The sequence below is a fragment of the Mesorhizobium sp. M4A.F.Ca.ET.020.02.1.1 genome, assembly GCF_004022645.1.
Lineage (GTDB): Bacteria > Pseudomonadota > Alphaproteobacteria > Rhizobiales > Rhizobiaceae > Mesorhizobium.
This window is the reverse complement of sequence record NZ_RZOI01000111.1, coordinates 1-11,737: the sequence shown is the minus strand read 5'-3', so window position 1 is coordinate 11,737 and position 11,737 is coordinate 1. Positions and strand designations below refer to the sequence as shown.

Sequence of the window (11,737 nt, the reverse complement as noted above, 5' to 3'; positions counted from 1 at the left end):
GCCGACCACCAAGGCGGGTTGCCCGAAAGGTACGGTCGATCCGAGCGGCTTCCAATAAGCCTGGTGAGAGCCTTCGCCGCTCTGCCGCCGGCGCCTTATGCCGATCTCGTCCGGATGCCGGGATCTTGGGCCTCGTCGTCGCCCAGTTCGCCGATGACGCGGTCGCGCCCCGCCGATTTGGCCTTGTAGAGACGTTCGTCGGCCAGCGCGAAGATATCGGCCAGGCAGTTGCTGGCCTCGCCAAGGGTGCAAACGCCGACGCTGACGGTCAGCTCGAATCTGCTGGTGCTGGCGGAAGCCTTGACCGCATGCCTGATGCTTTCGCCGAGCAGCCTTGCGACGGCGTGCGGCTGCTCGGTCAGGATGGCGAATTCCTCGCCGCCTATCCGGAATACCTTTTGCTCGGCGCCGGCGACCTCGGTCAGCACCGCGGCGATCGACTTCAGCACCTTGTCACCCTCGGCATGGCCGAAGCGATCGTTGATCAATTTGAAATGGTCGACGTCGACGATCAGCAGGCTGAGCGGCCTGGCGGTCCGCTGGCTGGCGGCGACCGCGGCCTGGCCGTCGGTTTCGAAGCTGCCGCGATGCAGCAGGCCGGTCAGGCCGTCGCGTCCGACATGCTTGACCAGCGCTTCGTAACGCTCGCGATAGGTCAGCGTGTCGAAAATGTCCGAAATCCCGCGCGGCACGGCGATCTGCCGGGCCTCGAACCAGCGCAGATAGGCAACCAGTATCAGGCTGTAGGCAAGGGCGGCGCTCATCTTGGCGTACCAGCCGCCGAAGAAGACGGCGATCGGCGCGCCGGTGACGAAATGCAGCGCGGTGAAGAAGCCCGCCTGGTCGAAGCTGAGCACGCAGGCGACGGAGACGAGGATACGGACAAACAACTGATCGCGAAGGTAGCCACCGAGCTTTTCATAGAGCAGGATGATCAGGATGGCGTCGACGAAGAGCAACGACGTGCCCCACACCATCAGCCAGCCCATCTGATCGATGAAGCCGATATCGGGGGCCTTGCCGTCCGGAAGCGGCGAGATCGCGTGCAGGCGCAGGATCAGCACCAAGCCGATCATCAGGGCATTGCCGAGCAGCAGGCCATAGATCGGCTGCCGCACCGTCGCCGCGTCTTCCTTGATGTAGAGCAGGAGCAGCATCACCAGCTTGCCCGAGAACAGCACCGCCGAACCCGGCGACACCATGCCGAAGGGCAGGGCGACGTAAAAGACACTGGCCAGATAGGTCTCGAGAAAGTGCATGACGCCGAGCGCGCAGACGAAGACGCCGAGGCCGATGCGCGCCCTGAAACGGAACAGCGTGACCATGACGCCGAAATAGAGAACCGCTTCGGCAAGGAGCAGGAAACTGTTCAGCAACGCAGTCGATCCGTCCTCTTCGCTGCAATCGCCATCGACCAGCGATTGCCATCACCTCCGTTTTGCCGGGAAATGATTAATCGGTGCTTTCGGATGAACGGATAGCGTGCCGAAAAAGGGCGACGGCAACCGGATGCTTGCAGGCTGATGAGCGTTTGGTGTTCGGGCCGCGGCACCGAAAGCGATTGCCGTTCGGCCCGGCATCGCCTACATAGCGCGCAACCTCCATCCAGTTGACACTTCAGTTCCAGGGAAAGCGCGCGTGGCTCGCCAGTTCATCTATCACATGTCCGGCCTGTCGAAGGCCTACGGCACCAAGAAGGTGCTCGATAACGTTCATCTGTCCTTCTATCCGGACGCCAAGATCGGCATCCTCGGCCCCAACGGCTCGGGCAAGTCGACCATCCTGCGTATCATGGCCGGGCTCGACAAGGAGTTTCAGGGCGAAGCGTGGCTGGCCGAGGGCGCGACCGTGGGCTACCTGGCGCAGGAGCCGCACCTCGACAACAGCAAGACCGTGCGTGAAAACGTCATGGACGGCGTCGCCAGGAAGACCGCCATCATCGAGCGCTACAACGAGCTGATGATGAACTATTCCGACGAGACGGCGGACGAGTCCGCCAAGCTCCAGGACGAGATGGACAGGCTGAACCTGTGGGACCTCGAGCAGCAGGTCGAGATGGCAATGGACGCGCTGCAGTGCCCGCCGGCCGATTCCGAGGTGACCAACCTGTCGGGCGGCGAGCGCCGCCGCGTGGCGCTGTGCCGGCTGCTGCTGGAGCAGCCCGACCTGCTGCTGCTCGACGAGCCGACCAACCACCTCGACGCCGAGACCACGCAATGGCTGGAAAAGCACCTGCGCGACTATCCGGGCTCGGTGCTGATCATTACCCACGACCGCTACTTCCTCGACAACGTCACCGGCTGGATCCTCGAGCTCGACCGCGGCCGCGGCATTCCTTACGAGGGCAACTACACCAAATATCTCGACGCCAAGGCCAAGCGCCTGATCCAGGAAGGCCGCGAGGACGACTCGCGCCAGAAGGCGATCTGGCGCGAGCGCGAGTGGATCCAGTCGTCGCCGAAGGCGCGCCAGACCAAGTCCAAGGCGCGTATCAAGGCCTATGAGGAACTGGTCGAGCAGTCGCAGAACCGCAAGCCGACCGACACCCAGATCGTCATCCCGGCGAGCGAGCGGCTCGGCAATGTCGTCATCGAAGTCGAGGGCCTCAACAAGGGCTTTGGCGACGAACTGCTGATCGAGGATCTGTCGTTCAAGCTGCCGCCGGGCGGCATCGTCGGCGTCATCGGCCCGAACGGCGCCGGCAAAACGACGCTGTTCAAGACCTTTACAGGCCAGGAGAAGCCGGATACGGGCTCGGTCCGCATCGGCGAAACGGTCAAGCTCGGCTATGTCGATCAGAGCCGCGACGCGCTCGACCCGAACAAGACGGTGTGGGAAGAGATCTCCGGCGGCGCCGAGGTGATCAAGCTCGGCAAGCACGAGGTCAACAGCCGCGCCTACTGCTCGTCCTTCAACTTCCGTGGCGGCGACCAGCAGCAGAAGGTCGGCAACCTTTCCGGTGGTCAGCGCAATCGCGTGCATCTTGCCAAGATGCTGAAGGGCGGCGGCAACGTGCTTTTGCTCGACGAACCGACCAACGACCTCGACACCGAGACGCTGAGCGCGCTGGAAGACGCGCTGGAGGCCTATGCGGGCTGCGCCGTCATCATCAGCCACGATCGCATGTTCCTCGACCGCATGGCGACCCACATGCTCGCCTTCGAGGGCGACGCGCATGTCGAATGGTTCGAGGGCAACTTCGAGGAATATGAGAAGGACAAGCTGCGTCGCCTCGGCGCCGAAGCGGCGACCCCGCACCGCATGACGCACAAGCGGCTGACACGGTAGGAGCAGTCCAGAGCATGATGCCGAAAAGTGTGATGCGGTTTTCGGACGACATCATGCTCTATCTCTTTGATTTAGAGGCGGATTCAGATTTCAGGTCGAACAGACCTGAAATCATCCGGCTCTAGGGGCGGCGAACAAAGCGAGGTTCCGAAATGGCTGACTGGTCCGCCGCCCAATATCTGAAGTTCGAGGACGAGCGTACGCGGCCCGCACGGGACCTGGTTGCGCAAGTGCCAGTCGATTTCCCGCGCCGCGTCGTCGACATCGGCTGCGGGCCGGGCAATTCGACCGAGCTTCTGGTCGAACGCTGGCCGGACGCCGAGGTCAGCGGCTTCGACACGTCGCCCGACATGATCGAGAAGGCGAGGGCGCGGCTGCCGAACGTGAGCTTCGGGCTCGCCGACGCTTCCGCCTGGCAGCCGGAGAAGCCGGTCGACGTCATCTTCGCCAATGCGGTGTTCCAATGGCTGCCGGAACATCCCGCCGTGTTCCAGCGGCTGATGGGGTTCTTGAGCCCGCACGGCACGCTGGCCGTGCAGATGCCCGACAATCTCGGCGAGCCGTCGCACCGGTCCATGCGCGAGACGGCGGCCGAGATGCCGTTCGCCGAAAAGCTGAAAGGTGCCGCGCGCGAGCCGCTGCCGCCGGTGTCGTTCTACTACGATCTGTTGTCGCCCTACTGCGACCGGCTCGATATCTGGCACACCATCTACAACCACCCGCTCGCCGATGCCGAGGCGATCGTCGAATGGGTGAAGTCGACGGGGCTGAAGCCGTTTCTCGATCCGCTCGACGCGGAGGAGCGCAAGCTGTTCCTCGACCGCTACACGGCAAGGATCGCGAAAGCCTATCCGAAGACGGCGAACGGCAAGGTGCTGCTGCGCTTTCCCCGCATCTTCATCGCCGCGCGCCGTCCGATCTAAGTTTTGTTTCTGCGCAATTCCGGACGGAAGGCTACGGCGAAGTCGCCGAGCCTAACCGCTACACACTTTTCCTGGAATTGCTCCAGGAAACGTTAGCCACACCGCGCCGCGCTCATCACGAGTGCTTGACCGGAATTCGTCGCCATGCGCAGTCTTCAGCCTGGATCGTGACCGGTGGTCCAGGTGGCGGGGAGTAGACTATGGCGCTGGGGAAGATTGCCCTGGGCGGTTGCGTGGGCGTGGCCGCGCTGCTTGCCTTCTCGATGTCGGCCGAGGCCAAGCGGGCGCGCTGCTACACCACGGATGACGGCTATTTCTCCTGCAATTACAGGGCGATCGGCAGCGACGGCAGCTTCCGCATCTCGGCGCCCGGCTATCCGACCTATGTGCTTGAAATCGACGGCCCGGGCTTTGCCTATGGCTATATCAATTTCGGCCGCCGTAATGTGTCGCTGCCTGGGCAGTTCGTGCGGAGCCGCGACGACGGCGCCTGCTGGAACAATCCGCAGACCAACACCAAGCTCTGCGCCTGGTAATTCCAGGCATTCGATTTAAGCTGGCATAAACCGGCCAAATGCGACAAGTGTTGCGCCGGGAGCCCTGGCGCTCACATCAAGCCGCAACGCCCGCGCAGGGGACGGATTGGAAATGCATCGCGTCATCATCAGCGGCATCGGCGCTGAAATCCCTGAACCTGTCATCACCAATGAAGAGCTGGTCGCCAGCTTCAACGCCTGGGTCGACACGGAGAATGCGCGCCGCGAGGTCGCCGGCGAGGCGCTGCTGCAGAAGTCGGACAGCGACTTCATCGTGCATGCCTCGGGCGTCCGGACCCGCCACGTTGTCGAGCGCGAAGGCATTCTCGACCCGACCCGCATGGCGCCGCGCATTCCGGCGCGGCCGGACGATGCGCTGTCGCTGCAGGCCGAGTTCGGCATCGCCTCGGCGAGGAAGGCGTTGGATCATGCCGGCCTGCAACCGTCCGACATCGACCTTGTCATCTGCTCGGCCTCGCACCAGCAGCGGCCCTATCCGGCGATCGCCATCGAGATGCAGCAGGCGCTGGGCACGAAGGGCGCCGGCTTCGACATGGGACTCGGCTGCTCTTCCGCTGCGGCCGCGCTGCACATAGCGGCAAACCTCGTGCGGGCCGGCGCGCACAAGCGGGTGCTGGTCTCGACGCCGGAGATCATCACCGGCCATCTCAACTTCCGCGACCGGCAGACGCATTTCATCTTCGGCGATGCCTCGGTCGCCATGGTCGTCGAGGGGCTGGAGCAGGGCGAGAAGCGGCCGGGACGCTTCGAGGTGCTGGACACCCGCACCTGGACGCAGATGTCGAACAACATTCGCACCAATCTCGGCTACCACACCCGCACTGCCCAGGACGATCCCTACAGGATCGATCTCGAGGGCAATCTGATCAAGCAGGTCGGCAACAAGGTGTTCAAGGAGGTCACCGTCGCCGGCCACAAATTCATCGTCGAGTTCCTGGCCGAGCACGGGCTGACGCCGCAGGGCATCCGGCGGTTCTGGCTGCACCAGGCCAATGCGCGCATGAACGCGATGATCCTCAAGCTCGCTTTCGGCCATGAGGTCGACCATGACCGCGCGCCGATGGTGCTGGAACGGCTGGGCAACACCGCCGGCGCCGGCGCCATCGTCGCGCTGTCGGAAAACCACGCCGACATGACGGCCGGCGATTTCGGCCTGATCTGCGCCTTCGGCGCCGGCTATTCGATCGGCGGCGCCTTGCTCAAGATGCTCTGAGGTGAGGCCGGCCTGCAAACGGCGGCTTCAAACACACTTTGGCGCCTAGTTTGGTGCAAACGGCACCAGCATAGGCACGCGCCTGGCATAGTCGTCATAGGCCGTACCGAGTTCGCCGCGCAGGAAGCTCTCCTCCAGCCTGGCCTTCACGACGATGCCCACGATGAGGAAGGCGGCGCCGGCCACGCCCCAGACCGTGCCCTTCGCCGCCATGGTGGCGAGTATCGCCACAAGCAGGCCGGTGTAGATCGGATGCCGGACCATCCCATAGGGGCCGGTGTCGATGACGCGGTGGTCGGCCTTGGCGGTGACGGTGCCCGACCATAGCCGGCCGAGATGCAGCCTCGCCCACCAGGAGAAGGCGAGGCCGACCGCGATCAGGGCGACGCATACCCAAGCTTCGGTGAGGGTCGGCATCCAGAGCCGAAGCCGGCCGACATAACCATGCGCCGGCACGAACAGCAGGATCGCGCCGATCGTCCACAGGGCGCGGTAGCGCGCTTCCTCCCGAAAGCCGGCGCGTTTTGCCGCCGGGTCGGCCCAGAAGGCGGCCGCCAGCCATGACACGACCCAGAACAGCCAGAGCGCCGCGATAGCGGGTGCGGGATGCATGGAAGCCTCCTCCGTGACATCACTATCGGATCGTCATGGCGCGGCGGCAATGCGGCGCAAGACGAAAATCGGGGTAAGAAGATCGTGATCGGCGTCGATGGGCATCAAGGCGCTCGACTGGACCATCAGTGCTTTCGACTGGACCCCGTCCGGCGACATCGGCTAAGTCAGGGCATGCAAGAGACGGCAAGCACAATGGATCTGTTCCCCGCGGCGGAGACCCCTGCCGAGATCGTCACGGCGCGCAAACTCGCGGCGAAGGTTTCGGCACTTTACGTCGCGCCGTTCGATCATTTCGAGACGCGGGCGGTTGAGGAACTGCGGCTCGGCTTCGACGGCATAGATGGCGATTTCCATGCCGGCGCCACGCGCCGCTCCGGCGGCCGCGAGCCCTGGTATCCGCGCGGCACCGAGATGCGCAACGAGCGGCAATTGTCGATCGTGGCGGCGGACGAACTGGCCATCGTCGCGGAGCGAATGGGCCTGGCGGAAATCAAGCCGGAATGGATCGGCGCCAATCTTCTCCTCGAAGGGCTGCCGCATCTCTCCATGCTGCCGTCCGGCACGCTGCTGTTCTTCAAGGGCGGCGTCACGATCAAGGTCGACGCCCAGAACGGGCCATGTCGCATCGCCGGACGCTCGGTCGCCGAGAACGCCGGCATGGCCGACCACGAGGCCGGCGCGCTCCTGTTTCCGAAGGCGGCGAAGCGGCTGCGCGGCCTCGTCGCCTGGGTCGAGAAGCCGGGCACGATCAGGACCGGCGAGGAGATCTCGGTGCGGGTGCCGGAGCAGTGGATTTATCGAGCCTAGCTCGGCAACGGGGGGCTGCGCCGCAAGGCGACGCAGCCTGTTCTAAGGCGTGCTAAGCCGCCTTGCGGTTCTTGTTTTCGCCTTGCGCCATAATGGAAACGTGATCCCACTTTTCCCAGGTGGCGATGCGGTTGGCGTATTCCTGCTTGATCATCGGCAAGCCGCCGTCGCCGAAGAATACCCTGAGCGGCGGCTCGGTCGCGTCGACGATGGCTAGCATCGCTGATCCGGTGGCCTCTGGATCGCCGGCGACGGCGCGGCTGCGGCGCTCGGCCATGGCCGTGCGGGCCGGCTCGTAGGCAGCGAGCGGCTTCGACACCTTGGCTGACGGTCCTGCCCAGTCGGTTGAGAAACCACCCGGCTCGACAAGCGTGACGTGGATGCCGAACTCCGCGACCTCCAGGCTGAGCGTCTGGCTGAAGGCCTCCAGCGCCCATTTCGAGGCATGATAGAGGCCGAGCGAGGCAAAGGCGTTGACGCCGCCGATCGACGAAATCTGGATGATGTGTCCGGACCGCTGCGCCCGCATGATCGGCAAGGCGGCCTGCGTTACCCAAAGGGCGCCGAACACGTTGGTCTCGATCTGGTCGCGGGCTTCCTGTTCGCTGACTTCCTCGATGGCCCCGAAATGGCCATAGCCGGCATTGTTGATGACGACGTCGAGCCGGCCGAAGCGTTCATGCGCCCCGGCGACCGCGGCGTCGACGGCTTTCTTTTCGGTGACGTCGAGTTGAATGGCGGCGACATTGTCGCCATATCTCGCGACGAGATCGGCGAGCGTGCCGGCGTCGCGGGCAGTCGCGGCGACACGGTCGCCTCGGGCGAGTGCCGCCTCGGCCCAGACGCGGCCAAAACCCTTCGACGATCCGGTGATGAACCAAACCTTGCTTGTCATGATCTGAGATCCTTGCCCGTGCGGGCCACGATTTGGGGGTAAACGGAGGCTTCTCCGCTTCTTGCCATATACGGCGCACTCGCCGATTTTCCAGAGGCGAGGCAGACTCTTTTTGGAAATGAGGTCCGAATGATCAGCGATAGCGCACCAGGCTCGACCAGGCCGGGTCCTGGTGCTTCTGCCAGTAGAGCGCCATCAGCCGGCTGGTGACCGGGCCGACCTTGCCGTCGGCGACCTGGGCGCCGTCGATCATCGTCACCGGCATGATGCCGCCGGCGGTCGAGGTGATGAACACCTCGTCGGCCGCTTTCAGGGCGGTGACGCTGACATCGATCGCTGCAGCGGAAAGGCCAGCCTCGGCGCAGAGGTCGAAGACGGTGCGCCGCGTGATGCCGGGCAGCACACCGACGCCCGGCGTCGACAATTTGCCGTCCTTGACCAGGAAAACGTTGAAGCCCGGGCCCTCGGCGACATTGCCGTTGAAATCGAGGATCAGCGCGGTTTCGGCGCCACGGTCATAGGCGTCGTAGAGGCCGCGCACCAGGTCGAGCCAGTGGTAGTTCTTGATCGACGGATCGACCGAGGCCGGCGGGATGCGCACCTTGTCGCTGATCGCGACATGCAGACCGCGCCGCAACTGCTCGGCATTGGCGACGGAGCCGAACGGCACGGCGAAGGCCATGAAGCGGTTCACCGCCTGGCGCGGGTCGCGGCTGAAGGTGGGCGAGGCGCCGCGCGTGCACAGCATTTCGACATAGGCGGCGCGATGGCCGGACAGCGCCACGCAATTGTGCAGGATCTCGGTCACCGCTTCGCGGTCGAACGGAATCGTCATGCGCAGCTTCTCCAGCCCGCCGAAGAAGCGATCGAGATGCAGATCCAGCCGGAAGAAGCTGCCGTCCCAGACATGGACGGTGTCGTAAGTGGCGTCGGAATGCAGGAAACCCCAGTCCAGCACGGAGATCTTGGCTTGCGACATCGGCAGGTATTGCCCGTCGAGAAAGGCGACGCCGTGGGGATAGGCATGCGGATCGATGTGGCGGTCTGATAGAACAGGCCCGGTGGGCGTGGTGGCAGCAGCGTTCTGGCTCATCGCGGTCGTCCCTGCTCGATGTGACAAGACAGGCTAGCGCGCTGTCCCCTATGCAGTAGAGCCAGCCCGCTGCCCCTGTTTGGCCTCGGGTCCACCCAGGGAGGGCGGTTGCCTCATTCCTCCTCGTCGTCGGATTCCAGCAGGCGCGTGGCGCGCCAGCGGGTCAGCACGATGTTGGTCTGTTCGATGACGAAGAAGCGCGCGGAGTCGCGGTCATAGCCCTCGGCCAAGAGCTTCTCATAGTCGGTGTGGACGTGGCGGATATGGGCGATCGTCGCCAGCCAGACGGAGATCGACGCCGGCAGATTGTGCAGACGCGCCGAGCCAGCGTCGGCGCGGATCTTCTCGATGTCGGCGTAGGGTGCCAGCGGCAACAGGGTGGTCAGCGCCTTGGCGATGGCGCGGCGGCGGTTGGTCGGCGCTTTCATCACTCGTCGCGTCCGGCAATGACCGCCTCGGCAAACGCATCGGTCGAGGCAAAATAGGGCTTTATGTCGATGACCGGCGTGCCATCGAGCACGTCAATGGCATCGAGGTCGAGACGTCCGGCTTCGATGTCGAGTGCGACGAGCTTCGCCACATGCAGCCCGACGGGATTCGGCCGGGCAGGGGAGCGCAACGAAAAAACGCCTTTCGGCTCAGCAGCGTGGCGTGGTTTCTGCACAATCAGATTCCGCGGCGCCTGATCGAACCAGGACAGGATGATGACATGGCTGGCGCGATCCAGCCCGGCAAGGCCCTCGCGATAGGCCGGGTCGATCGTCAGCACCGCCGCCTGTCCCATCTTGCGCGCCGCCCGCATGTTCTTCGGGCAGGTCGCGCGACTCGTCCATGGCGAGGCGATCCGGCCGATGAAGACGACATGGCCGTCCCGCGGCATGGCGGCCGGATCAGTTTCCAGCAGCCTTTCGCCTTCACGTGTCTCGAACATGGCTCTGGCCTCGCTCTTCCGAAAAACGGTTTCCGCCTGTGAATCATGCATGCGTCATTTTCTTGTCCGGAAGCGACATTGGTCTTGCATGGTTGTCAAAATCGACATAAACATATGTTTATATCTTTTTCAAAGAGAAACACTCATGCATGTTTCGCTCGACACGATGGTGGACACCCTCAAGGCAGCTGCCGAATCCAGCCGGCTGCGCATCCTCGCGCTCCTGTCGCGCGGCGACCTGACCGTTTCCGATCTTACCGAAATTCTCGGCCAGTCGCAGCCGCGCGTGTCGCGCCATCTGAAGCTGCTGCTGGAGGCGGGACTGATCGGGCGCTACCAGGAGGGGTCGTGGGCCTTCTTCCGCTTGTCTGATACGGATGCCGCGCGCGATTTCGTGCTGAGGCTGGTTTCCGGCATCCGCGGCGCCGATCCGCAGGTCGAGCGGGACCTCGAGCGGCTGGCGGCGGTCAAGCGCAAGCGGCAGGACCGCGCCGCCGAATATTTCTCCGAGAATGCCGCGAGTTGGGATCACATCCGCTCGCTGCATGTGCCGGACCGCGCCGTCGAGGCAGCGCTGCTCAAGCTCGGCGGCAAGCGGCCGTTCCAGTCGATGCTCGACCTCGGCACCGGAACCGGCCGGCTGCTCGAGATATTTTCGCCGCTCTACCGGCGCGGCGTCGGCATCGACATGTCGCGCGAGATGCTGACTGTGGCTCGCGCCAATCTCGACAAGGCCGGCATTGCCAATGCGCAGGTGCGGCAGGGCGACATCTTCGCGCCGCCGGTCGAGCGCGACGCCTTTGATCTCGTCACAATCCACCAGGTGCTGCACTATCTCGACGATCCCGCCCGCGCCATCCGTGAGGCGGCCAGGCTGCTGCGCCCGGCTGGCCGGCTGGTGATCGTCGATTGCGCGACGCATGCGCTGGAGTTCCTGCGCGATCAGCACGCGCATATGCGGCTCGGCTTTTCCGACCGGCAGATCGCAGAATGGTTCGCCGAGGCGGGCCTCGCGCTCGAGGACAGCCAGGAATTCGAGCCGCGCGGCCAGGCCGAGGCCAGGCTCACCGTCAAGCTGTGGCTCGGCCGCGACCGCCGCATGCTGATCGCCGACCCCTCAAACGACACACTACCGGCCAAAGCATACCAAATTGGGGAAACAGCCTAATGAACCAGTTCCGCTTTTCCCGCCGCCCCGATATTGGCGACAAGGTTCGGGTCTCGTTCGAGTTCTTCCCGCCGAAGACGGACGAGATGGAAGCCAGGCTGTGGGACACCGTCACCCGGCTGGAGCCGCTCAAGCCGAAATTCGTCTCGGTGACCTATGGCGCCGGCGGCTCGACGCGCGAGCGTACGGCCCGCACGGTCAAGCGCATCCTCAACGAGACGACGCTGACGCCTGCAGCGCACATGAC

General features: G+C 64.4%; 13 protein-coding genes. 7 read left to right on the top strand and 6 right to left on the bottom strand.

What is annotated here, in order from left to right:
* Positions 1-95 precede the first annotated feature (95 nt).
* Positions 96-1,376, bottom strand: coding sequence for a GGDEF domain-containing protein (locus tag EN742_RS10355; protein ID WP_128332764.1), 1,281 nt, complete (start codon positions 1,374-1,376; stop codon positions 96-98).
* A gap of 262 nt (positions 1,377-1,638) precedes the next feature.
* Here EN742_RS10355 and ettA point away from each other — a divergent pair, with 262 nt between their 5' ends.
* The 4 genes from ettA (at position 1,639) to EN742_RS10335 (ending at position 5,981) form a co-directional block, all read left to right on the top strand.
* Positions 1,639-3,288: an energy-dependent translational throttle protein EttA gene (ettA, locus tag EN742_RS10350; protein WP_126053865.1), complete on the top strand. Its 1,650-nt coding sequence runs from the start codon at positions 1,639-1,641 to the stop codon at positions 3,286-3,288.
* A gap of 152 nt (positions 3,289-3,440) precedes the next feature.
* Complete coding sequence (gene tam / locus EN742_RS10345) at positions 3,441-4,211, top strand: trans-aconitate 2-methyltransferase (protein WP_128332763.1); 771 nt, start codon at positions 3,441-3,443, stop codon at positions 4,209-4,211.
* A 200-nt stretch (positions 4,212-4,411) separates the two neighbouring features.
* Complete coding sequence (locus EN742_RS10340) at positions 4,412-4,747, top strand: hypothetical protein (protein ID WP_126053867.1); 336 nt, start codon at positions 4,412-4,414, stop codon at positions 4,745-4,747.
* Between the two features lie 112 nt (positions 4,748-4,859).
* Positions 4,860-5,981 (top strand): beta-ketoacyl-ACP synthase III, encoded by a 1,122-nt coding sequence (locus EN742_RS10335; RefSeq protein ID WP_127406762.1) that lies wholly within the window; start codon positions 4,860-4,862, stop codon positions 5,979-5,981.
* A 45-nt stretch (positions 5,982-6,026) separates the two neighbouring features.
* Here the strand turns inward: EN742_RS10335 and EN742_RS10330 are convergent, their stop codons facing one another.
* Positions 6,027-6,593, bottom strand: coding sequence for an isoprenylcysteine carboxylmethyltransferase family protein (locus tag EN742_RS10330; protein WP_126053869.1), 567 nt, complete (start codon positions 6,591-6,593; stop codon positions 6,027-6,029).
* A gap of 195 nt (positions 6,594-6,788) precedes the next feature.
* Between EN742_RS10330 and EN742_RS10325 the strand changes: the two genes are divergently transcribed.
* Positions 6,789-7,403: an MOSC domain-containing protein gene (locus EN742_RS10325; RefSeq protein ID WP_126053870.1), complete on the top strand. Its 615-nt coding sequence runs from the start codon at positions 6,789-6,791 to the stop codon at positions 7,401-7,403.
* A 52-nt stretch (positions 7,404-7,455) separates the two neighbouring features.
* Here the strand turns inward: EN742_RS10325 and EN742_RS10320 are convergent, their stop codons facing one another.
* The 4 genes from EN742_RS10320 to tsaA form a co-directional block, all read right to left on the bottom strand.
* Positions 7,456-8,298, bottom strand: coding sequence for an SDR family oxidoreductase (locus tag EN742_RS10320; RefSeq protein WP_126053871.1), 843 nt, complete (start codon positions 8,296-8,298; stop codon positions 7,456-7,458).
* 133 nt (positions 8,299-8,431) lie between these two features.
* Positions 8,432-9,391, bottom strand: a complete 960-nt coding sequence (locus EN742_RS10315) for a D-amino acid aminotransferase (protein WP_126053872.1) — start codon at positions 9,389-9,391, stop codon at positions 8,432-8,434.
* A gap of 113 nt (positions 9,392-9,504) precedes the next feature.
* Entirely contained in the window at positions 9,505-9,819 is a 315-nt protein-coding gene (locus EN742_RS10310) for a DUF2293 domain-containing protein (RefSeq protein WP_126053873.1), read from the bottom strand.
* On the bottom strand, positions 9,819-10,322 hold the full coding sequence (gene tsaA / locus EN742_RS10305) for a tRNA (N6-threonylcarbamoyladenosine(37)-N6)-methyltransferase TrmO (RefSeq protein WP_127400296.1): 504 nt from the start codon (positions 10,320-10,322) through the stop codon (positions 9,819-9,821). Before tsaA ends, EN742_RS10310 begins: the two co-directional genes overlap by 1 nt.
* A 145-nt stretch (positions 10,323-10,467) precedes the next feature.
* Between tsaA and EN742_RS10300 the strand changes: the two genes are divergently transcribed.
* Both EN742_RS10300 and EN742_RS10295 read left to right on the top strand, forming a co-directional pair.
* On the top strand, positions 10,468-11,490 hold the full coding sequence (locus tag EN742_RS10300; protein ID WP_128332762.1) for a metalloregulator ArsR/SmtB family transcription factor: 1,023 nt from the start codon (positions 10,468-10,470) through the stop codon (positions 11,488-11,490).
* Positions 11,490-11,737, top strand: a 248-nt coding sequence (locus tag EN742_RS10295) for a methylenetetrahydrofolate reductase (protein WP_189375258.1), incomplete at its 3' end; no start/stop codon positions are given. The genes EN742_RS10300 and EN742_RS10295, both read left to right, overlap by 1 nt.